Below are 24,150 nucleotides of genomic sequence, written 5' to 3'. Positions count from 1 at the left end.
GATAAGAACTTGCGCCTGCCCCATCATGTTAAACGCGGGAGCTTACCGGCCGATGAAATTCCGCTTACAAATTTGTAAGCTTCGGGAGATGGATCGTAAATTTCGCGCCTTGTCCGGGCTTACTGTCCAGTGAAATAAATCCGCCGTGCATCTCGATGATCGTCTTGGCCAGACTAAGACCGATGCCGGTGCCCTGCTTGTCCTGCGAAAAACGGCTGCGATAAAACGGATTGAACAGAAAATTGGCGTCATCAGGATGCACCCCTTCGCCGCGGTCGACCACCTCGATCTCCACCAGCAGCGGCGTTTCAGCAAGGCGCGCTGTGATTACGCCGCCCGGGGCGGAATGGTCGATCGCATTGGTCAGCAGATTGCTGACGGCCTCCAGCAGCCACTCAGGGTCGCAGGAAAAGCTCACCTGTCCGGCGCTTTCGAGATTGAGCCGTTTTTGCTCCCGCTCCAGACGAGTCTCCAGGCTGTCCGCCGCCCTGCGGATCAGCTCGTTCAACCGGACCGCCCGCTTTTGCAGTTCAATAATGCCGGCGTCCAACCGGGCCATTTTCAACAAATTCGCAATCAACCGCTGCATCCGCTCCAGTTCCTGCCCGCTTTTGTCTAGAAACCGGGTCACCGTGGCGTTGTCCACCAACTCCCCCTGCATAATTTCGTTGTACATAAACAGCGCGGACAGCGGGGTCTTGAGCTGATGGGAAATGTGCGTCATCGTGTCCTTCAAGAACAAGCGGTTCTGCTGCTCCTTATGGAGATGGGTCTGGAGGGAAGCGATCATCGTATTGATCGCCCCGGCCAGCCTGGACAAGCTACCCTCCTGGGTATCGTCGATCCGGGTCGACCTTCCCCCGTTCATGATGCGGTGCACTTCTTCCTGATACCGGTCGATCGTCCGGTACAAACGCAGGAGGAAACGCAGCACCGCAAGCAAAGCGAGCACGCCGGCAAGCGCCCAAGTCAGGCCGGTTCCGAGCGCATGAAGGCGGTATGATGACCAGACAGCCGGAAGCAGCCGCATCGCCGTGTCGGCCGTGTAGCCGGCGTCCGCGAGAATCGCCCTCCCGGCCTCGGCATCCTCCGCCTCTGCCGCTGCGGTGAATAGCGAGGCGATTTCCCCGCCGGTCAAGCCGGGATAAGCCCGCGTGATCCGCCCGGCCAGTTCGGCGTCCCGCTCCGTAAATACCCGCTGAATCCCGGCGGACTGACCGTAAACTAGCCATTGTCCCGCCAGCAAACCCGCGGCCCACACTAGCACCAGCGTCAGCAACAACGGCTTGACGCCTTTGTTGTTCAGTACGTCCATGGCCATTCCTTTACTTCACGACATTCCATCGGTATCCCATCCCCCTGATCGTAGTTAAAAATTCCGGATTCTTCGGATCATCCTCGATCTTCTCGCGCAGCCTGCTGATATAAACCGCCAGGGTGTTGTCGTCCACGTAGCTGTCGCGGCTGCCCCACAGCCTCTCCATCATCTGCTCCTTGGTCAACACGAGCTTCGGGTTGCGCATAAACAGACAGAGCAGGCGGTACTCGGCCGCCGTCAGATCCAGGTCGATTCCGTCCTTGATCGCGCGCCCCTCCAGCAGCTTGACCGTGATTCCGTTGCTTTTCAAGGTCGCTTCCTGTTCCGGCGGAGGCTCGAAGCCCGGCCCGGAGCGCCGCCAGGCCGCATTCATTCGCGAGATCAGCTCATTCAGTTTCAACGGTTTGGTCATATAGTCGTCTCCGCCGAGATCGAGCCCCATCACGACATTGGCTTCCTCGTCCGAAGCCGTCAAAAATATAACCGGCACCTCCGAGGTTCTCCGAATTTCGCGACACAATTCGAAGCCGCTGCCATCCGGCAGCATGACATCGAGCAACACCATGTCAAACGAATCGGCCGCGATACACGCTTCCGCTTCGGCCACCCCTCGAGTCACGATTACCTCGTACCCCTGCTTCTCCAGAAAATAACGCAAACCCTCGATCAGACTCAGGTCGTCCTCCACTAGCAGTATTTTTTTCATAGACACCCCTACCCTTGTACCCAAATGCCTGCCTTGCCCGTCCTCCTATGGGATCAGCAGCTCGTCGATCGACGAGAACAAGCGGCTGTTATTTTTTACCTCCTTGCTATTTCCAATTATACAATAGCTTCCGGCTTCGGCCACCTTGTCCGCCAGATCTGCAACCCGGAGAAGTTCTTCCTCTTCGGCGGTGTCATCCGCTCTTCCTGCGAAGGCGGACGACCGCTCCTCCCAGTTCCCCGGGGAAGTTAACTGTTTTACGGTCGCTAGGTCATTCCAAGGTGTGCTTCGCATAGGCTGTGTCCTTCCGTGATGGAGCCGGGCGTAATCCGTCAGGGCGTTCCTAATTGCCGCTAGGTTCGTCCGTATATACTTCCCCGTACTGCGAAACGCCTCCAGGGTCGGCTCCAGATGGGGGGCTTTCATGGCGGCGAGGAGCAGGTGATTCTCGATGACGCTCATTTCGCAAGCGTACACGTCCAATCGTTGACGCAATACAGGAAGAAGGTAATGATCATTAACTAGCCCGCATAAAGCTTTTAGTCGCGGCGAAGCCTTCAGGCCGCTTCCCGTCAGGTCCGAGCACAACACCATTTGTTGGGTGGGACTGGCGGAAATAAAGCCCTCGCGCCGTCCGTGTAGCGCCTTAAACTCCATTCCCGAGGGCCAGGCACAACCTGGATCGAGGGAGCGCACCATCCGCTCGATCGGTTGCAAAACGCTCCGTTGATCGCGCGCATACACGCTGACAATGAGCCGGGAACGGGTGAAGACTGCGGCTGCGATTTCGGAGAGACGCCGGGCGATCACATACGGTCCGCCGGCCTCCCGCAATAAGGCGGAAAGGCTGCGGTAAAACGCAATGCCCCTTAGCGCGTCTTTTTGATGGCTGCAGCCGGACGTGTACGATAAGGCCCGCAACAGGATTAAACTTCTGACATCGGTCATCAGGTTAAGGTCCAGGTTGGCTTTCATGATACTCAGCTCTCTTTCCAGCCGCAGACCGTCCGCCAGTAGGGAGGGGAAGTCCATCATGCGGCGGCATTCGTGCAACAACCGGTCGAACCGGCTCAGCGAGTCTCCGGAGAGGCTCACCCGCAGAAAGGACCTTCCTTTCGCTCGTTCCTCGTCCTGGCAGGTGGTGCAGCTTACCCGGATTTCTTCCCCGAAACCGTAAGCGGACAACCACAGGTTCATCGAGCGCGCCAAAATAGTGGCCCACGCCCATTGACCGGCCTTTAAGTCGCTGATCTCAAAATAAAGATGGCCATAATGTCCTCCGTCCATTTGCGGATACATGTAGCCGGCAATTCCGGCTATGACCGTTGGCTCGCATTCCAGCGGACGCTCAGGGGGCTCATTGGAAAGTCGGGAGGGAGATTGGACGGACAAAGGAAACGGGGGGGCGACGGTTCGCAGGGACTGTGGGGCGGCATCCACGGGGGCGGGAACACTGCTCGGCGAAACCGTAGCGGCGGCAGCCGGCGGCTCGGTGGCAGCAGTTTCGCCACCATGGGCATCCCGGCCCGGTTTAAGGCAGACGACCGCACAGCGGGAATCGCGAAACTGCGTTTCGAAAAGCGCGCTCCAGCGTTGGCGGTCCGTCCGCTCCGCGCTTTCCCGGATGTAAGCGAAGGCGGGCAACCCGCCGAAATGCGCCTCCACGAGATAATGTCCCAGTTTTAGCAAGCCAGCCCGGCCTCTGCCCCGGTCGATTAGCCGGGCGATGTAATTGGGGATGTCCGTGCGTCCCGCCTCAGGGCCGATGCGGTCGAGCAGCGCGGATGAATATCGGACGGCCGCCTCGCGAGCCTCGCCCGGACAGAAGCCGTACATGAGCGCAAGATAGGGGCGGAGCAGCGAGTTTTTAAAGACGGCTTTGCATATCTTGCCGGGACAATCGGCCGCCAAGTCGTCCGTCGCCGCTTCGGTCAATCGCTTTTCCAGCCAGTAGTAAGCATTGTACTCCCCCTGGGTTCGGGGCTTGGCCAACGGGTAATTGACGCCGATAAAATCATGCCCGCTTACGGATTCGTGGACGGCCGGATAGCCGCTTTCATAATAGGGAATCGGCCGGCAAAAGACCGGGTCGGATACGCTGGAGACGGCGGAGACAGCGGAGGCGTTGGCGGCGTGCCGAAACCCTTCCGTGAAGAAGCGGTCCACCGCTTCCAACACCCCGTCGTAATCCAGGTTGCCGTAGATAAACATGCAGCACCGTTCAGGGACGTAATACGTCTCGTGATACCCGATCACTTCTTCATAAGTCACCTTGACGATTTCCGCGGGTAACCCGCCGGCGATATTTCCATGCACCGAATTAGGATATAGCGTAAAAGGAGCCAGCTGAATCAGCCGATAGATCGGGGACGATAGCAAGTCCGTCACCTCGTTCAGCACGACCCCCCGGACAACCCGGCGTCCTTGTTTCTCTTCCGCCCGCCATCCCTCGCGCAGAAAGATCGTTTTGTCGGCCTTAAAAGCGGGGGTGAAGATGCCTTTCAACACAAGCCGGATTTGTTCGGGCTCCCCCCGCTCCAGAATAAACTCGTAACTGGTCTTATCCTGATAGGTGGCGGCGTGCCGCCGGAGTGCCCGCAACCCCTTGGGAGGCTCGGCGGCAATGCAATGCTCGACGATATGGGAGGCTCCCTTGTGATCGATGGCCGGAGTCCCCACCGTTATATTTACGGCGATTTCGGTGCTATGGCTGTCATGAAACAGCAGGAGGGTCATCCCGCTTTCGTGCCGGAATGCCCGCCCCTCCACTTCAACGCCGGCCTGGTTCAGGCCGGTCTGCTCTATCAGCCGAAAATTCATATTCATCCCCTTGCGGCTCCATAGGCCGATTCCAGCCGTTCCACCACTTTGTCCAGCTCGGGCAGCCAGCGTTCATCCCGAAACAGTTCGTAGCAGGCGTGGCAAGTATCCACCAGATTCTCTTCCAGAGGAATCGGTATGTTATGCTCTTTGATGTAATCGTAGTAGGGCTGGACGCCGTGCTTGCGGATAAAACGGTTATGCCGGTCCTGTTCCGCCCGTTCAATGAGCGAGGCCATGGATTGCTCGGCGAGCGAGCCCGTGAGCCGGCCGGGAACGTTCGAACACATGGACCCGCAGGGGTAGACGTTCCCCTCCGGAGTAACGATCAGCATGCCGCTGTCCCGGCAGGAAGTCATGGCCCGCTTTTCGTGGATAAAGTCTTCCTTTCTAAACATTTCCCGCGCGCGGCCGATCGGATAGCAGGTCTGTTCCATCAGGATCACCCCGGTGGCGGCATCCTGAATATGCTCCAGCAGCCCTTTCAGACGGGAACTGTTCTTCAACGAGGTGCAGCCGAGCACGATCTTCACTTGCAGCTCCTTGGCCGCATTCAACACATTGGCGATATTCTCGTAAGGAATGTACCGGCCGTGGAACTCGTCGGAGCTGATCTTGATATGTCTGACCCCGACGTTTCGCAGCGCATCCAAGATGACATAAGCCCGGTCGAAGGAACTCCCCCAATAGCCATTGCTGGTCAAGGTGATATTCATGCCCAGGCCATTAGCGTAGCTGGAGAGCTCGAGAATTTCGTCCAGGTAGAGCAGCGGCTCTCCGCCGGCCACACCCAGCATTCGCATGCCCAGCTCCTTGCCTTCCCGGACATAGCGCATCGCCTCCTCCAGTTCCATCTTCTCTTCCCGCTTCGGAGCGCAGTAATAAGTGCATATGTCGCAGGACGCACAGCAATTGTAGGTGTATAGCAACGCCAGCATATAATAAGACATCCGTTACCCCTCCTTAAGCTGAACCTTGCGATTTTTCATAAACGAATAATATTTTAAGCCGTATTCCGTGATCAGCTTCGCGTATTCGCACATCACGGAATCGTCCCGGTCCAAATAGCAGCCGCCTCCGCACAACCGTCTGGCCCAGCAGCCGAGGCATTTCTCCTCGGGCGCATATTTCCGTTGGAACCTCCCCCAATCAATGCCATCCCTGACGTTTCCGGCACGCTCCTCCGCCTGCCGTTCCGTAAAACTGCACTTGTATACTTCCCCTTCCGGCGTGAACTGCAGAGAGAACGCGTTGAAATAGGTGCATTCGCCTTTCAGCGACCTGTTGTCGATCGACTCGTACAGATCGGTAATCGAACGGATAATCTTCGAGTTCCCTTGACGCTCTTCTTCCTTCATCTGCTCCAGCAACCCGTCGAACTGTCTCCGCAACTCCCGCAGCGAAGGCGGATCGAGCGCAAGCTTGGGCGAGTCGGATTTGACCGGGTCGACAAAAACATGATTGAACCCCATCCGCCAAAGAAACTCGACATCCTCCCGCAGGGAATACACGCCCTGTTTCGTCAGCGTCATTCTGGCGATCAGATTGTGATATCCCCGCCCGCGAATGGCCGCCAAATTCTTCGCGATGGTTCGGAATGTCCCGCCGCCGCTGCCAAACCTGCGGTGCAGGTCATGCGTATGCTCTCCCCCGTCGATGCTGATGTTGACGTACATCCGGTTTTCCGTCAGCGCCCGCAAAATATCCTCGTCCAGAAGGGTCCCGTTGGTGGTAATGATGTAATGAATGCTCTTCCCCGCCTCCCGGGCCTTCCCGTTGATGTAGTCGACGGCGTAAAGAAACGTCTTCTTGTTGAGCAGCGGCTCTCCGCCAAAAAAATTCACATTATACTTATCCGCTTGCCGTGCCGCGTATTTGAAAAAATAATCAATGCACGCTTTCGCGGTCTCCTCCGACATCATCACTTTGTTCCGGAGCCCGTAGCCGCCGAAACAATAGGCGCACTGCATATTGCAGCCCTCGGTTAGGGACAGCCACAGTTTCGTCAGCGCCTTCCCGGCAAACCAGTCATCCTTGCTCACGCTCTTAGGCTTCCGAACCTGATGGCTCCGCGGCGTTGCCGGTGCTGTCCCGGCCGCGGACAGCTGGGACAACACGCCAAGGCATTCTTCGATTTCCCGGAGATCATCCCCTTCCGCAGCGAGTACGCTCCGCGTCGCCCCCTCATCCAGGCCCGTGTTCATCAGCCGCACGGCGTCGTGAACCAGTCTGTTCGCGCCGTAAACCATCCCCGTGTCTGTATCGTACAGATAATATTGCCCGTCCGTCGTATAAGGAAAATATTTCGGATCATGCATGGCGATCAGCTCCAATTGAAATATTGCTTGGCTTTTTCGGGACATTCCACCTGCATGCGGGCGTAGAACTTCAAACTCTGTTTCAACATGATTTTCGTTTTGGCGCACCAGGCTTCGGCCGGGACTTCCGGATCGCCGGTGTAAATCTCGTTCTCGTAGGCGCAGCCGTCGCCGCAGTAGAGCTGTGCCCAGCATGCGGAGCACTTGGAAACCCGTTCCTTTTTGAACCGGTTATCCAGCAGCGCCAACCCGGAATCTTGGATGCTTCCCAGCTTGTACTCGGGATTGCCGATGTACCTGTAACATCGATACGCATCCCCTTCCGGCGTGAATATAAAGGCCCCATTCTGCCAAAGGAAGCAGGAATCGGAGAACTTCTTCTTATGAATCCTGCCCGCAAGTCTGACTAAGCCATGATAGGTATAAGGCTTGTCGTCCATAATGTTGGCGAAGGTCATCGCCGCGAGCCTGCCGATCTGCTGCTCATATTCGGCAAAATCCTCATACTCGTAGATTTCGTCCTCATGAAACACCAAATTGGAATGCACCCGGTTGACCCCGGCCTCCCACAGCATCTCCACCGATGGCGTCAAAAAGGGGATGTCCCGCTTGCGGACCGTAATCTGCGAGGATAGCGGCGAGAACTCGCGTTTGAGCTCCGCTATATTTTGCAGAATGCGGCCAAGGCTGCCCCGCCCGCTGGCGAAGGGTCGGTTCCTGTTATGTATCTTCTCGATGCCGTCGATGCTGATGCTCACAAGAAAGTCGTTGTCCTTGAACAACCGCAGCAGCTTGTCATTCAGGATCGTTCCGTTAGTCGTAATGTTATACCGCACCCGGCCGCTATGACCGGACATCAACTGGTTGATGTATTCGACTGCGAAAAAAAGAACCTCCTGATTCATCAAAGGTTCCCCACCGAAAAAAGCGACATCAAACAGCTTTTGGTCTCTATTCAAATGAGCGTACCAATAATCAATGCACGCCTTGGCGGTTTCCCGGGTCATCAGCATGCGGCTGTGCCCGTAATCGCCGCCGTTGCCGAAACAGTAGGTACATCTCAAGTTGCAGTCATGGGACAAATTCAGCCATAAACAACCGCCGAAATACCCGTTTTGGGCGCTTTCATATTTTTCATCGAACAGCTCGTAGATTTTGTGTTTATGTTGCAGAAAGCCCTGTCGGTTAAAAGCTTGAATCGCCCCGACAGCCTCGTCGATTTCTGCTTCCGCATATTTGGGGGTTAACAATTCTCTCAGCTTAACCAGATCCTCTTCCCCGTAAATGTCGTAAATGGGAGAGAGATTCAAAATATCGTAAACCAGCTTGCCGATTCGGGACATTACCCCGCTGCTTCCGTCAAATACGAAATACTCTTCACTCTCGGTGAAAGTCAAAAAAGGACTCGCCAGCGTCGCAGCCCGGCCTTCGGGGCCGGCAACGGCTTGTTCCGTTCTCACAGGGATCCTCCTCCTTAAAGCTTCAGTATTTGCTGAACTCAAAACCTTCCGCCTGGTGGACAAGTGCGTCATAGATGTGCAATTTGAGCGAAAAGATATGGCGTTTCAGCTCGCATCGCAAAGCGCGCTGCTCCCGGTTGTCCCAGAGCTTGTCCGCCAGACATTCGCCTCCGCATAAATACCGGGCCCAGCAACCGTCGCATTCTCCTTCATCCGCCAGCCTTTGCTTCAGACCGTTAATGCTGCCCGGGTCGGCCCCCTGCTCGGTATCCCCTAGGCAATAGTCGTCCCACATCAACATGTCGCACGGATAAATTTTTCCGTCCGGAGAAAAGGCGACCCTACGGTTGAGCGTGCTGCAAACCTGGAGCACCGGTCTGCGGGTATGAAGCTTGTTCAAGTCCTTCAGCAGCGGATAGCAGCCTACCCGTTCGCCGGAGATCAACTTATCGAGCAGCAAATCCGCGAGCTGATCGTATTCCCGTTTCAGCTCCTCGATTTGTTCGGAAGTGAAGCACATGTCCTCGCGATCGCTTTTGACCTCGGTGAAGTGAATGTAATTGACGCCTCGCGCGAACAGATGCCGGGCGATTTCGGACAGGTTCATATTGTAAGGGGTTACGGTAACATTAATGCGAATGATCTCGCGCTCATCCAACGCATCCCAACGCTTCATAATCGCGTCATAGGCGCTCCCCCCGCTTCTGTCCCCTCGCAGGAAGTCATTCGTGGCCCGGTCGTGACTGTCCAGACTGATGATATAAGCCACATCGTATTGATGAAGCAGCTCCAGCGCCCGTTCCGTGAGCAAGGTGCCGTTGGTGGTTGTGGCGAAGCGCATCGTCTTGTTCCGTTTCCCGGCTTCCCGGGTTCCGTAGCTGGCGACCTCCTCGAACACCTTCAGGTTCATCAGCGGTTCTCCGCCGATGATCGTGACCTTGAGCTGGTCGTTGTCGCCCGCGTGATCCAGCACATAATCGACGACCTCTCTCGCCCGCTCCCGGGTCATCGCCCCCCGCTTGCCATGGCTGCCGCCTTCGGCAAAGCAATATTTGCAGTTCAGATTGCAGCCGTAAAACACATTGATATCGCAGCCCGCAATGTTCAAATCCCGGTCCATGTAATCCGCCTGGGCGGCTTCGATCCGCCGCTTGGCTTCGGCATCGCGCTGGGCATAGCCGCGAAGCAGCGCCGCATTGCCGTCCTCTTCCACGGCTCCCCGCTTCAGCCGGTCAACGGCGTCCTCGACCTCAGAGCCACATGCAAACATCATCAGCGAGTGGCGGAAGAAGAGATACGATTTATCCTTTACATGGATCATCTCAAGCACGATATCCATCTCCCTTCTCGGCGATTAGCCCATCCGGTACGCCAACTTAAATAGCTGAGGTTCTTTCTCATGCAAAGTGGCATAGAGCTTTAAATTCTCCCAGATGACCATGCGGGTAAACTCGCAGGAAATGTCATAGGGAGTATTCAAATCGCTGTGGTACATCCAATTCACTTGCGAGCATCCCACGCACAGATGCCGCGCCCAGCACTCAGAACATGCGGGAGGTTTCGGTTTGGCGTTATCGTACCTGTCCCAATCGATATCCGTATGGATGTTCCCGTAGTGAAACTTCGGGTCTTCAATCAATCTGTGGCATTTGTAAATCTCCCCGTCGGGCCCAACCATCAAGCTGTTTTTGGCGTAAAAAACACAGCTGTTATACTGGTGGTTATGCATCGCTTTCGCGTATTTGGTCAATGTGCCGACGTATCTTTTCCGCCGGTGGACGAAGTTGCCGTAGACTTCCCGGGCCAATCGTTCCAATTGTGGTTTCAGGAGCTCGAGATCCTCCGCGGTAACCTTGAATCTGTCGTCGGGGGAGGAGACCAAATCAAAGTTGACATTGCTGATGCCCAAATCCCACAGACTGTGCACCGTCTCGGCCAACTTCGGAACATGCTCGTGAACCAGTGTCAATCGGGCCGTAATCGGCAGACCGCTTCCTCCCAGGCGCGCGACCGACTCGCCGATCCTGTCGAAGCTGCTGCCTTTGCCGGACGCGAACGGTCTTGATCGGTCCTGGATCTCCTTGTCCCCATCAAGACTGATCGTGATTCGGAAATCATTGTCGGCAAACAGCCGCAGTAGCTCCTCATCCAGAATCGTACCGTTCGTGGTCATGGCGTAGCTGACATTCGCCCGGTCGCCGAGCACGCTGTTAATATAACTGACGGAGAACATCAACACCCGCTTGTTCATCAAGGGCTCCCCGCCGAAAAAGACGATTCTGTACTCTTCCGCTTCCTTGTCTGCCCGGGCATACCAGTAGTCGATAATTCGCTTGGCCGACTCGACCGTCATCAGCTTTCTCCGGCCCCCGTAGGCCCCGCCGCTGCCATAGCAGTAAACGCATCGCAGATTGCAATCATGCGAAATGTTCATCCACAGGGAGTCCAGTACCTTCCCCCCCTCCCAAGCTTCCAGGGAAACCTTACCGTAATGTGCCGCTTGTTTCCGCCGCTTCCTATCCATCTTCGCCGCCCACTGCCGTAACAACTCTAGCTGTCCGCGGACCAGCTCCTCCGAATAACGGCCGCCCAGTTCACGGCACGCCTTCTCGGCGTCAGAACCGTCCAGCCGATGGGCCAGCTCAAACAGCAGGTCGGAGTGTTCGAACAAAGCCGTCAATTCAGGCATAAAAATATACCTGGTCCCGCTGTAGTTATGCAGAGTGCATACCTCAGAATCCATGGTATTTATCATATGGGCTGCCGTTGTCCGGCTTCCCTCCCTAACCCGTATTATGGGAACCGGCTTCAACCGGCGGGTTGTCATCACCGATTGAAGCCGTCCATCAAAAAAACAACTGCTCATTTTGCCAAAAAAAGTGGAAACGATCTGCTTGAATTAATGATAAGTCGGATCACAAACGCCTACACAATCATCACAGACATCATCAGAGCCGCACAAAATCCATTCGTTCTTGTCCTCGTTGATTTCCTCGTTAATAGGTTTGATCAGCGCGTTTTCTTTCATGATCATTCTCCTCCTTTGATTTTTGGAACGATTGAAGCAAGTTGTTCGACAGAGCGACATGGAAAGTTATCAATCTCTTCCTGGCCAGTGAAAGAAATAACTTTCACAAACAAATATTACCAAGTTTATCCTACTATTTCAACCCTTTTATACTATTTTTTTAATATAAAGTTATATTATTACATTTTCTCTTTTCTCGTTTGTCGGGACGTTTGAACAGATTACGGCGGTGTGATATTTGGTGAACTCCCAATAATCGGCGAATTCGGTGAGATGCCCGTCTTCCAGATAAAATAATTTGTCGGCGTTCTCAATTGTATGCAGCCGATGGGCAATTACGATAACCATCCGATCCTCCGCAATCTCATCGAGCAGCTCCGTGATGATGCGTTCATTCTCCGGATCCAGAGCCGAAGTAGGCTCGTCAAAAATATAAAGAGACGGATTTCTGACCAAAATTCGAGCAATGGCGACCCGTTGTCTTTCTCCGCCGGACAGATTGATGCGCTCATTGATGATCGTATGGTAGCCCTGATCAAGCGAGGCGATTTTCGCATCGAGCTTTAATTTTCGGCATGCCTCCTTTATCGCTTCGTCTGCGATATGTGCATCTCCACACCGGATATTGTCCAGAATACTCGCGTTATATAAATCGATTTCTTGCGATATGTAGCCGATTTGCTCTCTTAGCCGGGCTACGCCAATATGTCCGATATCCCGCGAGTTAATGATGAGCTCCCCGCTTTGCGGGGCGTAAAGGCCAAGGATAAGCTTGATCAGGGTACTTTTTCCGCCGCCGGAAGGGCCTATAAAAGCAAACTTGCCCCGACCGGACAGATGGAAGCACACCCCGTTCAAAATCCTGCTGTTCCCATAGGCAAAATGTACGTCTTTGAACCGGATTTCGCCGATTGGGCCTATCGGCCGAACCTCCCCCCGATCCTCCGCGGACAGCTCGTCATACTCGGCGATCCGGCCGAGGATAGGAACGATCCGCTGATATTCAATATAGCTGTTGATTAGCTCATTAACGGGGCTGATGAGCTGCTGGATATAGATGCTCAGACTGATGACGGCCCCAAGGGTCAAGTTCGTACTCATGACCAGCCAGGTGCCATAGCCGTACGTTATCGACAGACACACGACCATCAGCAAAGAAGACAGGTTATTCACCAGAGTGATATACAGGGCGTAACGCCGGTTGTCATTCAAACTTTTGCTTAAGATGAGGTCAAAACGGGAGAGAAAGTAACTTTCGGAGAGAAACGTCTTGATCGTGGCAATGGAAGCGACCATTTGCGATACAGCCACACACATGGCGTCGTTATTTTGCTGAATATCCAGGGAGATTTTTCTGAATTTGTGCTTGACAGTGAACTTCAGGGCAAAAAACAGCGCATAGACCCCAAGAATCAGCAGGCTGATCCGGGCAGACATCATAAACATGCCGGCCAAAATCATAACAATCATGAATATATCCTTTATCAAAGAAATGAAAATGCTGCCGATAAACTTGCTGACCCCTATGCCATCATTGACGATACGGGAGACCACTTCCCCACCTTTCGCCGTATCGAAAAAGGTCATCGGAGCCCGCAGTACACTGCCGTACAATTTGGTCCGCAAATCATAGGTAATTTTCTCGGTGATGGTTCGAAACAGGTAATCCTTTGCGAAGCCCAATGTCGGCTGACAGGCCATCACCGCTACAAATATGCCGATGCCCGCGAGCAGTCCTTCCCGGGAGCGGTTGGGCAGCACATCGTCGATCAGATATCGGGAAGCCAGGGGAGTGGCAAAAACGCATAGCGTATAGAGGACGGTCAGCAGCAGACCAAGAAATTCGAGGGCCAGATACGGCTTAATCAGGAGGAAAATATTTCTCGATATCTTATTCATCGCAACAACCCCGCTATCTTTATTGGATTTGGAGAGAGGTCAAATGCAATCCCCTGTTTTTTCCTTCCCTTATAGATTAATGCAGATGTTATGGAAAGAACAATCATTTTAACAAAATTGCCTTTTTTATCCTTTCAGGATACATCAGGCATGCGTCGCATCACGGCAGGGACGCCTTTCCGATGATCCCCATTGACCGTTCCGAGCCTTCGCCTTTTACCACGCACAAAAAAGCCCCGTTTCCTGACGGAAACGAGGCCCTGATCTAAGCTTCAATTTACTAATGGACGACAACGGCTACGACGATCGCCAATATGAAAAAGCCTGCCGCCAATCCAACGGTCACCCGTTCGAGAACGAGTTCCATACCGCGCGCCTTAGTCTTACCGAAAAGATGTTCCGCTCCTCCGGAGATGGCACCGGAAAGACCTGCGCTCTTCCCTTTTTGCAGCAGAACGACCGCAATCAGACCGATGGAGAAAATTACGAGCAGCACTTCCAAAAACATATTCATCCAAATCCACCTCCTAAGTGGGAATACATGCTATATAAAACACAGTATTTATATTTTATCACACCATACCAACATTAACAACTCCGCTAGACAAGTAACTGAGTTTTGAAAATTTCAATGCCTTTTGTCATTTTTTGCTGGAAAATGCCGAAAATAGGACCTTTAAGTTTCTCACTATTGTACCAAAATACCCTATTTTTTCATGATACCATTAGTTGTATAATTCACAAGACTCATGGAGGTCAGTTTATGTCCACAAGCAAAGTCCCATCCCAGGCCCGATTTACCGTTAAGGGGAGAGGTATGCCTTTTCAAACCAAATTGTTAATTATCATTCTCGCGATTTCCCTCCTGCCTCTACTTGCCGCCAACACGTTCCTAATCGACTATTTCGGCCGGGAAACGAAGGACAACGCCGAGAAAATTGCGAAAAAAACGTTGGAGCTCCACATCTCGAAAATTGACGAATGGATGCAGTCCAAAATTTCGGCCGTGGAGGAATTAATCAAACAGAATTCTCAATTTCAGCACGTCCAGGCCGACACGATTTTTCCGATATTAAATATCTTGGAACAAAGCGATACCCAATCGGAGGGCTATAGTCTGATAGATCAAGGCGGTACACTCACGAATATGCAGAACATGACGGCGGACATGTCGAAGAGCGATTATTTTGTGAGAGCCAAACAAACCAAGACCCCGGCTATTGCCGAGATGTCCTATCTCGAGCCGTTGGACAAATACATCATCCCGGTGGTTGTGCCGATTAACGATAAAAGCGGCCAGTTCCTCGGCGGAGTCGCCTTCTCGGTCACGCCTGACATCCTCACAGAGCAGAGCAACAGCATTCACCTCGGCAAAACCGGCTTAGGCTATTTCGTTTCGGATACCGGCGTCTACTATAGTTACCCGGATGCGGAACGCTTCGGCAAGAATATGAAGGATTACGCCAAAAGCTCCGGAGAAAAGCTGGCCGTCGAGCGTATTTTGGGCCAAAACGAAGGTTCAATCACTTACAAGGACGGCTCCGGCAAAGAGATGATCGCTTACTTTGGAACCGTTCCTACTACCCAATGGAAAATGGTCATTACCGTTCCGAAGAGCGAGATCATGGCTGAGGTTCATCAAGCCCGGACGCTGTCCATAGTCCTGGTCGCTGCCGTCATGGTGGTCGTGGTCATCGTATCCGTGATTTTGGCCAAGCTGGTGGTGAAGCCGCTCCTTGCCGCCTCCCACGTCGTCAAAAGAGTTGCCGAAGGGCATCTGGATGAACGGGTCACCGTTAAATCCCGGGATGAAATCGGCCGGATGAGCGAAAATATCAATTTGATGATCGATTCGTTATCCGGTATGGTGCAGCAAATCCATCAGACCGTCGGGCGGGTCGCCACCTCCTCGGATGAACTTGCGGCCGCATCCCGCAAGTCATCGCAAGCCGCCATGAATATCCAGACGGATATTCAACATATGGCGAACGGATCCGCGTCCCAAGTCCAAGGTGCGGAGCAGTCGGCCCGGTCCACGGAAGAAATGGCTACCGGCGTCCAGAAGATTGCCGAGGCGGCCGGTATGATATCGGAGCAAGCCGAAACGGTGTCGAGCGAAGTCGAATTCGGTTATGTCGAAATTCAGTCCGCTATCGAGCAGATGAACATCATTCGTCAATCGGCGGACCAAACCGCGGCGGATGTCGAACAATTCGTCAATCGTTCCAGGGAAATCGAACAGATTGTCGATGTCATTTCCGACATTTCCAATCAAACCGCGCTCCTATCCTTAAATGCTTCCATTGAAGCCGCGCGTGCCGGAGAGCATGGGCGCGGATTCTCGGTCGTTGCCGGAGAGGTTAAGAAGCTGGCGGAGCAAACCAGCCAATCTATTTCACATATCGTCGAGCTGATTCAGTTTATCCAACATTCCAGTACTCAGGTAACGGGATCCATGAGAAGCAATATCACCGATATTTATAACGGAATTGACCGAATGAAAAAGGTCGGGGACTCTTTTGACCACATCCGCCAATCTATCCGTCAAGTCTCCTCGCAAATGCAGGATGTTTCGGCGACGACCGAGCAAATCTCGGCCGGAACCGAGGAGATTGCCGCCACCATGGGTGAAATGCTGACGGTGGCGCAACGATCGGCGGAGAGCGCCCTCTCGGTAGCGCAATCCTCCACGGAACAGTCAGCAATTATGGAAGGGATCGAAAGTGCGGCGCAGAACCTCAATGTGATGATGAACGACTTGAAGGAACAGATTCAGGTTTTTAAATCCTAATACTATGCCTATGCCAAGAACAAAAGCAGCCTATCCTAGAGTGAGGATAGACTGCTTTTTTGCTTAATTCATTTTGTAAACCCGTGCCTCGTAAGGACGCAGAGTCAATTGGTGGAAGTCTTCTTCGGCGGACACCTCGTAGTTGCTGATCAGCACTTCCCGGGTTTCGTACGCAATACGTTCGCTTAGCGCGAACTCCGCCGGTTTTTCATAGAAGTTCAAGATAACCAGCAGGCGTTCTTTATTCAAAGTACGGAGAAAAGCATACACTTGCTCATCCTCTGCATTCAGCAGCTTATAATCGCCGTACACGATGATTTCGTGTTTTTTCCGCAGCTCGATTAATTTCCGGTAGTAATGCAGGACCGAGTTCGGTTCGTTCAGCGCCCGCTCCACATTGATTTCTTTGTAGTTCGGGTTCACGGCGATCCACGGCTTACCGGTGGTGAATCCGGCTTGCGCTTCCCCGTTCCACTGCATCGGAGTCCGGGCGTTGTCGCGCCCCTTGGCGTAGATCGACTTCAGAATATCTTCCGACGCATGGCCTTTGTCAAGATATTCCCGGTACATATTGAGCGTTTCGATATCCCTGTATTCCTCAATCGTCTCAAACCGCACATTGGTCATCCCGATCTCTTCCCCCTGGTAAATATACGGGGTCCCTTGGAGCGTGTGCAGCAGCGTAGCCAGCATTTTGGCCGCAACATTATGATGCTCGCCGTCATGCCCGAATCTCGACAGGAGACGGGGCTGGTCGTGATTGTTCAAGTAAATGCTGTTCCAAGCCTTGCCGTGAAGTTGGGTTTGCCAGCGGCTGACGATCTCCTTGAACTTGGGCAGCTTCCAGGGCAACACCTCCCACTTGCCGGACGGCCCCGAGTCGATACCCATCAGTTCGAACTGGAACACCATGTTTAGCTCCCCGCGATCCTCACCCGCAAAAAGAACCGCATCCTCCGGCGAGACGTCGATCGTTTCGCCCACCGTCATAATGTCATACTTGGACAGTACCTCCCGGTTCATCTCCTGCAAAAACTCATGAACCCGCGGCCCATTGATATAATGTTCGCCGCCCCCCGACCCGTGGGCCGTGTCCGGAAGTCCCGGCACTTTGGAGATCAGGTTGATGACATCCATCCGGAAACCGTCGATCCCTTTGTCCAGCCACCAGGTCATCATGTCGTACACCTCGCGGCGAACCTTCGGATTCTCCCAGTTCAGATCCGGCTGCTTGGTCGAAAAAAGATGCAGGTAGTATTCGTCCGTCCGGGCATCATATTGCCAGGCCGGCCCGCTGAAGAAGGAGAGCCAGTCATTGGGCTCGCGGCCGTCTTTGCCCGGGCGCCAGATGTAGTAGTCGCGGTACGCGTTGTCCTTGGACTGGCGCGACTCCACGAACCAGGCATGCTCGTCGGAGCTGTGGTTCACGACGAGGTCCATGATCAGCTTCATCCCTCTCGCATGCAGCCCGGCCAGCAGCTCCTCCCAATCCGCCAACGTGCCGAATTCGCCCATAATGCCCTGGTAGTCGCTGATATCATACCCGTTGTCGTCGTTAGGGGACTCGTAAACCGGACACAGCCAGACCACGTCGACCCCCAACTGCTTGAGGTAATCCAGCTTGGATATAATTCCGCGCAAATCCCCGATCCCATCCCCATTGCTATCCATAAAACTCCGGGGATAGATTTGATACACAACGCTTTCTTTCCACCATTTTTTCTCCATTTCGCTTCTTCTCCTCTCGCGGGGTGCCCCGTTTTATCTTATTATTACCTTTTGTAGCCCTTATCTAATTGCTATAAGTCGACACTTTATGCGGTGCTTTCTACATGTGATCTACTTTCTTACCGTAAACGTTTACGTTACATACATAATTCCATTTGCCCACCGATAGTACTCTCGCGTCTTGGGTTTATATAAGACCTCAAAAGGCCGCTATGTGGACAACGGGGGTGAAAAATACCATAAGAGCGTCCGTTTAAACCACTATCGCTTCAATAGATTCGAAAAACGGGGACGTAAACGTTTACCTAAACTATAAAATACCCTTCCCTCGTTGTCAATGCGACTTGAGAGGGTGGGGCCCGTTTCTAACGGAAATGATAGCCGCTATTTTACGAAAAATAGCCCTTCCCGATTTCTGACGGACGTCATAGCGCCTATTTGCCACTCTTACCGCCAAAACGGCTGATTTTTACTATAATAGGGGCTATTATTTCCGTTAAAGCCAGTAGTGGGGCCTGTTAACCAGAAATAGCGGCTACTATTTCCGTTAGAACGGTTCAAGCCGGAACTCGTCCTACCAGCGGGCCTCCCAGTTCCACAGTCCCTGCTTCCCCGCAGCGGGGACCGGCTCCGGCAGCTTTCGCACTTCGGCCAGCTCCCATCCGTATCGCCCGAGCGCGAAGTCCCCGAACCGGTACTCTTGCCCAGCCACAACGAGAGCGCGATCTCCGCCTTCCCCGCCGGCTCCACGCTCCTTCCCGCCTTGACCAGCTTTACCGAGTTCGCCTACGTTGCCGCTTCCGCCACCTGCTCCCAGTCCGCCACCTTCGCCGACATCCAGCACGGCTGTTTCGCCATCATTGGCCATCACCGGGTAGCAGCCGGCCAACCTGCCGACCGCCACCACTGCGCCGGTCGGCAGGTTGGCCGCGGAGTAACCGGACGCCGCCAGCAGCGACCGCACCGGTTCCGCCAGGCAGGCCGCCCGATCCACCCGTTTTCCGGCATGAATCGCCAATTCCCCGCGGTAGTTCGTTTTCCAGCCCCGCGTTTCCAGGCGCTTCTCGCCTATGGCGATAAGCGTCGCCCACGGTTGGCGTATCGTAATGCAGCGCACGTGCATCGCTCCCTTCCGTTACTGTCCTCACATTCTCGTTCTTCCAACTCCTACTAATGTATAACAGAGGGCCGGGGATGACAAACCTTCGCGCCGGATGTCGTATGTCTTTTTCCCTGTTCCCCCGGAAAAATAGTCCAAAAGTTCCGTAGACATCATGGACTATTGGAACCTGCCGCACATTTGGATAAAATACCCTTAATTCGTATATCACATAAAATCACATCATATGGAGGGTAACAACGATCATGAGGAGAAATGGTCAACTTAAAGGATTTTTAAGAAAAGGCTTGATGCTGGTTTTGAGCTTTCTGATGATGACGATCGCCTTCCTGCCGGCGGGTTCCGCTCAAGCCGCCGACAGCAAGTGGATCAATGCGGTATGGAGCAAATACAAAAAATATAACACCACCGTAAATGCTTCCTACAACACCTATATGGCGCAGCTGATCAAGGACTACAATACATATTTCAAGAGTCAAAACGACCGGCTGGCGGAACTGGAGCGCATCGTATTGGAAGACCAGAAGAAGTGGAACGAGAAGTTTGAAGCGGATTGGACGGAACTTAAGGCACGGTATGAAAACAACGATGACTTAAGGGGTGAACTGCGGGAATTCGAACGCAGCATCAACCCGAATTCGCTCAGCAGCCCGATGGGAGTTTATGTACGGGCGGCCAACCGCAATTCGCTCAGCAGCACGATGGGAGTTTTCGCCCGGGCGATCAACGAGAACTCACTGAGCAGCTATATGTACGAATACAAAAAAGCGACCAACATCAATTCTTTAAGCAGCCCGGCTTATGCCCTGCACAAAACGGTGACGGACACCTACTTGTCCAGTCCGATGTATGCGTTGATGAAAAACTCCAGTACCAACTATCTTTCCAGCCCGATCTATGTCTATTCGCGCGGGAGAATCAGCAAGGCGAGTGCTCAAAAGCAATACGCCAAACTGTTTACCCAATACACGGCACAAATTTCCCAGGACTCGGCCACGTATAAGCAACAGATTGCCACGACGGCCCAATCCGCGCAGCAGAAGATTGAGGCGCTCTATCTGGATACGGTCAAACAGCTGGAAACGCAGCGGAACGAGACCTTGCAGGCCATCTCCGACAATCGCAAAAAATTGACCGGCGAAGGCTTCACCTGGGAACCGTTGCTGGTGGCCCCGGTAGAGGGCTCCACGGGAGCTTCGGCGGGATCTCAGGCGGGCAACTCGGCGAACCCTTCCGCGGAAAAAGCGCCGGATGCCAACCAGGGAACGACCGCGCAGCAGCCCTAATATCGACAACAAAGGACCGGCACCCGAGCCGGTCCTTTGTTCTGTCCGGATCGGCACCGTTCCTCCGCCGGAGGGCCACTATCCCACATGCCGGGGCATGGCCGAGCAAGTGCTTGGGATTGCCCAAGTACACCGGGGTTGTCCGTCTCCGGCGGTTCGCATTTCCGGATTCGCCATGCTTTTCGTGGCCGGGCCGCTTGGCGCGCCTGGGTCGGGAGCGGGGCCGCACGCCAGTGAGCGCGGGCCCAGGGGGCCTGCCGAATTAGCGGGAATTCCTCCCGTTAATTCGGCCAAACCCGCCGGCGGTCCACATTTACCGGGAATTCCTCCCGTTAATTCGGACCGCCAAGCCCTTTCGCCCCTATTGGCGCGGATTAGCTGGAGAAATTCCAGCTAATTGCCCCGCCAGGGGCGCCCCCCGCAACATTAACGGGAGAAATTCCCGTTAATGCCTCTCCAGCCTCTCCAGCCTCCCTCGCCTCCCTCCGCCTCCCAACCTCCCCATCCGCGGCCCCCTTTTTCCCCCATAGAACGATTTATTCCACTCTCTCTCCCTTTACGTAGATATGTTCCATGGACTTCGCGTTTTTGTTCCTTCTGGCGGTTTTTCCGGTCTGTTATCCTTGATCCATCAACATGAAATTAAGGATTAACTCAGGGAGGTTGGCGCTTTTGAAAAAGAAAGGTTGGGTCGCAGGATTCACCGCGTTTGTGCTCGTCCTGGGCTTATTGGCGGGATGCTCGGGCGGAGGAGACGGCAGCGGCGGCAATGCGTCCGGGAAAACCGGGGAGAACGCCGGCGGAAACGCCATATCGGGGAACGCGGTCACGCTAAAAATGTGGGGCGGGGTTCCGCCGGAAGCGGGGCCGCAGCAGGTCATCGACGCTTGGAACAAAGAGCATCCCGATATCCAAGTCGAGTACGTGCGCTTCGTTAATGACGACGACGGGAACCTGAAACTCGATACGGCGATGATTACCGGGCAGGATGTCGACTTGTTCGTCAATTATTCGATCTCCCAGGCGTCCAAACGGGTGGAATCGAACCTCGCCCTCGATTTGAGTCAATTCAGCGACTACAATATCGACGAGAAAATGGGGCCCGACGCGGAAAGCTGGAAGATCGACGGGAAGTATTACGGGATGCCGACCACAAAGAGCCCGTTCTTCATCGCGCTGAACAAGGATGCGCTGGACGCCGCAGGCCTGCCGGTTCCCAAGGACTGGACCTGGGACGAGCTGCGCGAATACGCCAAGAAACTGAAAACCGGCTCGAACTACGGGTTCATCCAGAACATGGAGCCGTTCGTCGACCCGATCGATTCCGTCCTGTCGCAGGAAGGATACACCAAGCCGGACGGCACCTCCAACCTGGATCACCCGCTCGTCAAAAAATGGCTGGAAACGCTCGAAACCATGATGAAGGAAGACAAGACCACACCGCCGCTCGGGGAACAGTTGACCTCCAAAATGCCGGTGGAGCAGGTCTTCCTCAGCGGAGAGGTGCCGATGCTCAATATTGGAGCGTGGCTGCTGCGCAGTTCGAACAACTTCACCGACTTCCCGCGCGATTTTAAAATCGCCTTCGCCCAGGTACCGCGGCTGGCGGACAGCGCGGACAACTATGTCACGCGCGGCGGTCTCGGCGATTACATTTCGATTAACGCCAAATCCAAGCATCAGGCGGAGGCGTGGGAATTCCTGAAATGGTATTCCGACGGCGGCATGGCGCCGATGGCCGCGGGCGGACGGCTGCCGGCCTCCAAGGATGCCAACCAGGAGGATGCGCTGACCAGCCTGCTCGGCGACAAAAAGGACACCTATGACCTCGAATCGCTCATGTACGTCATGTTCGAGGACAAAACGCCGACTTATGTGCGAAGCCTGCCGCAGGAGGTCATGGATATGCGGGCGCAGGAATACGAGAAGTTCTTCCTCGGCGCCCAGTCCCTGGACCAGACGATCCAGGCCATGGTGACGCGGCATAACGACTTTTTGAAGCAGAACAAATAAAACTAGAGGCTTGCAAGCTTAGGGGTCGTCGTTTCCGCGGCGGCCCCTTTTCCATGGCTGATTTCAAAACAGAAAGTGAGGGAGTATTTATGATCCATGAAAAAGTGGAACTGCACAATGTGGAGGAACTGGTTCGTGTGGAAGGGCGACCCGGGCTGCTGATGCAGCGCGTCCCCGAATCCGTCAGAGCCGGGTTACTGGAAAAAGGTCGCGAACAAATTCGCCGGGCCGCCCACCTGGAAATCCGCTTCGGCCTGGAAACGGGAACCGCGGCGATTACCTTGGCCAGCTTTGGCGGCATCAGCCAGGTTAAGGTGTTTTACGGCGATTATGAGGTGGAGAGCCGCCAAATCGGGGATACGCCGGCAACGATTGAAATCGCGGAGGAGGGACCGGAGCCCGGATTTCAATTCAGGCAACCTTGGTCCGGAGGGGTCCCTCGTCCCTCCTTCGGCCCCATTTGGCGGATCCTCGTACACGGCCACGAGGTCCACCTGCTCGGCCTTGAAGGCGAGGGACTCCGTCCCCCCGCTCCTCACGAACAGCCAGCCCTCCGCTATCTGGCCTACGGGACCTCGATCACCTTCGGGATCGCGGCTTCCTCGCCCGAGGTGACCTATGTCGCGCAAACGGCCTGGCGCCTCGGCTTGGACGCTTTAAACCTCGGCATGCCGGGCTCCGCGCATTGCGAGCAGGCGATCGCGGAGCATATCGCCGCCAGAGGCGATTGGGACATCGCTACGTTGTGCATCTCGGTCAATATGCTCAATCAAGGCATCCCGGCCAGCCGGTTCGCCGACCAAGCGGCGGCAATGATCCGGACGATCGCCGTCGCGCATCCCGGTAAGCCGCTGGTTTGCATCGGCCTGTTCCCGAGCTTCGCCGATCTCGGCTGGACTTGGCCGGAGCGCGAGGTGCGCTCCACCAGCGGCGAGTATCGGGCGGCGCTTCGCGACGCCGTGCAGCGCTGCGGGTTTCCGCAGGTCAAGTATGTGGCCGGCGGCGAGCTGCTGGACGATTGGCGCGGCTTGTCCCATGACCTGCTGCACCCGGCCGGCACCGGCATGGTCCAAATCGGCGAACGCCTCGCCCTGGTGTTGCGCCCTTTACTGCCCGAGGTTCCGAAGATATAGGTTCGCGTGAATCACTGAGAGGAGTATTCGTACTCTTCTTTTTTTGTATCCTCTGTATTAAAACTAAAAATGTTGGTATAATAAGAACATACGTTCTTGTTTTTATATCCTTTGGTTGTAAAATACCCTAATTATTACCCTATATATAAATAAATAACTATCACAGAGGAGGGGTTACTTTGGAAAAAAAGTATAGTACCGTTTACGAACAATACAGAAGCGAGATTTACCGCATTGGCTGGAGAATACAGTACCGTACGAAAAAAATAAGATATAGAGAACGCCCTCTCTATGAAAATAGCCAATTTCCTTCTCCTTACTTTACTCGCTCATCTGAAGAAAAAATAATGGTCAGAGATCTTATCGATCAATTACCTCCAAGAGGGAGATTTATTATAGAGAAGCTGTACTTTCAGAATCTAACCGAAGAAGAAGTCGCACAGCATCTGAATATTAGTCAACAGGCGGTGAGTAAATGCAAGAAAAAAATGATACAACTTCTATCTCAGACCGCGAATTATTGAAACTAC

At 54.2% G+C, this 24,150-nt stretch carries 18 protein-coding genes; 5 read left to right on the top strand and 13 right to left on the bottom strand.

Translation table 11 applies throughout. The annotated features are described in order from the left end of the window. Nucleotides 1–64: 64 nt before the first annotated feature. The 11 genes from V4U84_RS21120 to secG form a co-directional block, all read right to left on the bottom strand. On the bottom strand, nucleotides 65–1,321 hold the full coding sequence (locus V4U84_RS21120; protein ID WP_334077914.1) for a sensor histidine kinase: 1,257 nt from the start codon (nucleotides 1,319–1,321) through the stop codon (nucleotides 65–67). A gap of 4 nt (nucleotides 1,322–1,325) precedes the next feature. After that, complete coding sequence (locus V4U84_RS21115; RefSeq protein ID WP_334077913.1) at nucleotides 1,326–2,024, bottom strand: response regulator transcription factor; 699 nt, start codon at nucleotides 2,022–2,024, stop codon at nucleotides 1,326–1,328. 45 nt (nucleotides 2,025–2,069) lie between these two features. Continuing rightward, nucleotides 2,070–4,850: an insulinase family protein gene (locus tag V4U84_RS21110; RefSeq protein ID WP_334077912.1), complete on the bottom strand. Its 2,781-nt coding sequence runs from the start codon at nucleotides 4,848–4,850 to the stop codon at nucleotides 2,070–2,072. Continuing rightward, nucleotides 4,847–5,794, bottom strand: coding sequence for a radical SAM protein (locus V4U84_RS21105; RefSeq protein ID WP_334077911.1), 948 nt, complete (start codon nucleotides 5,792–5,794; stop codon nucleotides 4,847–4,849). Before V4U84_RS21105 ends, V4U84_RS21110 begins: the two co-directional genes overlap by 4 nt. Before the next feature lie 3 nt (nucleotides 5,795–5,797). Then, nucleotides 5,798–7,207, bottom strand: a complete 1,410-nt coding sequence (locus tag V4U84_RS21100) for a radical SAM/SPASM domain-containing protein (RefSeq protein WP_334077910.1) — start codon at nucleotides 7,205–7,207, stop codon at nucleotides 5,798–5,800. Next, nucleotides 7,168–8,622 carry a radical SAM/SPASM domain-containing protein gene (locus V4U84_RS21095; protein ID WP_334077909.1) on the bottom strand — a complete coding sequence of 485 codons (1,455 nt, stop codon included), beginning with the start codon at nucleotides 8,620–8,622 and terminating at the stop codon, nucleotides 7,168–7,170. Before V4U84_RS21095 ends, V4U84_RS21100 begins: the two co-directional genes overlap by 40 nt. Before the next feature lie 22 nt (nucleotides 8,623–8,644). Beyond that, on the bottom strand, nucleotides 8,645–9,943 hold the full coding sequence (locus V4U84_RS21090; RefSeq protein WP_334077921.1) for a radical SAM/SPASM domain-containing protein: 1,299 nt from the start codon (nucleotides 9,941–9,943) through the stop codon (nucleotides 8,645–8,647). 33 nt (nucleotides 9,944–9,976) lie between these two features. Further along, complete coding sequence (locus tag V4U84_RS21085) at nucleotides 9,977–11,311, bottom strand: radical SAM/SPASM domain-containing protein (protein WP_334077908.1); 1,335 nt, start codon at nucleotides 11,309–11,311, stop codon at nucleotides 9,977–9,979. Between the two features lie 210 nt (nucleotides 11,312–11,521). Then, on the bottom strand, nucleotides 11,522–11,650 hold the full coding sequence (locus V4U84_RS21080; protein WP_263639022.1) for a hypothetical protein: 129 nt from the start codon (nucleotides 11,648–11,650) through the stop codon (nucleotides 11,522–11,524). Between the two features lie 171 nt (nucleotides 11,651–11,821). After that, nucleotides 11,822–13,549 carry an ABC transporter ATP-binding protein gene (locus V4U84_RS21075; protein ID WP_334077907.1) on the bottom strand — a complete coding sequence of 576 codons (1,728 nt, stop codon included), beginning with the start codon at nucleotides 13,547–13,549 and terminating at the stop codon, nucleotides 11,822–11,824. Between the two features lie 280 nt (nucleotides 13,550–13,829). After that, nucleotides 13,830–14,063, bottom strand: coding sequence for a preprotein translocase subunit SecG (gene secG / locus V4U84_RS21070; RefSeq protein ID WP_334074058.1), 234 nt, complete (start codon nucleotides 14,061–14,063; stop codon nucleotides 13,830–13,832). Between the two features lie 249 nt (nucleotides 14,064–14,312). Here secG and V4U84_RS21065 point away from each other — a divergent pair, with 249 nt between their 5' ends. Beyond that, nucleotides 14,313–16,340, top strand: coding sequence for a methyl-accepting chemotaxis protein (locus tag V4U84_RS21065; protein ID WP_334077906.1), 2,028 nt, complete (start codon nucleotides 14,313–14,315; stop codon nucleotides 16,338–16,340). A gap of 63 nt (nucleotides 16,341–16,403) precedes the next feature. Here V4U84_RS21065 and V4U84_RS21060 read toward each other — a convergent pair whose 3' ends face one another. Continuing rightward, nucleotides 16,404–18,068: a glycoside hydrolase family 13 protein gene (locus tag V4U84_RS21060; protein WP_334077905.1), complete on the bottom strand. Its 1,665-nt coding sequence runs from the start codon at nucleotides 18,066–18,068 to the stop codon at nucleotides 16,404–16,406. Between the two features lie 574 nt (nucleotides 18,069–18,642). After that, nucleotides 18,643–19,185, bottom strand: coding sequence for an ASCH domain-containing protein (locus V4U84_RS21055; protein WP_416367281.1), 543 nt, complete (start codon nucleotides 19,183–19,185; stop codon nucleotides 18,643–18,645). Nucleotides 19,186–19,433: 248 nt separating this feature from the next. Here V4U84_RS21055 and V4U84_RS21050 point away from each other — a divergent pair, with 248 nt between their 5' ends. The 4 genes from V4U84_RS21050 to V4U84_RS21035 all read left to right on the top strand — a co-directional run bounded on the left by V4U84_RS21050 (nucleotide 19,434) and on the right by V4U84_RS21035 (nucleotide 24,144). Then, nucleotides 19,434–20,474: a hypothetical protein gene (locus V4U84_RS21050; protein WP_334077904.1), complete on the top strand. Its 1,041-nt coding sequence runs from the start codon at nucleotides 19,434–19,436 to the stop codon at nucleotides 20,472–20,474. A 672-nt stretch (nucleotides 20,475–21,146) separates the two neighbouring features. Next, nucleotides 21,147–22,487 carry an ABC transporter substrate-binding protein gene (locus V4U84_RS21045; RefSeq protein ID WP_334074053.1) on the top strand — a complete coding sequence of 447 codons (1,341 nt, stop codon included), beginning with the start codon at nucleotides 21,147–21,149 and terminating at the stop codon, nucleotides 22,485–22,487. Nucleotides 22,488–22,576: 89 nt separating this feature from the next. Beyond that, the gene (locus tag V4U84_RS21040; protein WP_334074052.1) at nucleotides 22,577–23,620 is read left to right on the top strand and encodes a GDSL-type esterase/lipase family protein; all 1,044 of its coding nucleotides are present in this window, start codon (nucleotides 22,577–22,579) and stop codon (nucleotides 23,618–23,620) included. A gap of 179 nt (nucleotides 23,621–23,799) precedes the next feature. Continuing rightward, complete coding sequence (locus V4U84_RS21035; protein WP_334074051.1) at nucleotides 23,800–24,144, top strand: sigma factor-like helix-turn-helix DNA-binding protein; 345 nt, start codon at nucleotides 23,800–23,802, stop codon at nucleotides 24,142–24,144. The last annotated feature ends 6 nt before the right edge of the window (nucleotides 24,145–24,150 follow it).

Origin of the sequence: Paenibacillus sanfengchensis (assembly GCF_036864765.1) — a bacterium.
Lineage (GTDB): Bacteria > Bacillota > Bacilli > Paenibacillales > Paenibacillaceae > Fontibacillus > Fontibacillus sanfengchensis.
The sequence above is the reverse complement of the archived record's forward strand: the minus strand, read 5'-3'. Positions and strand labels throughout refer to the sequence as shown.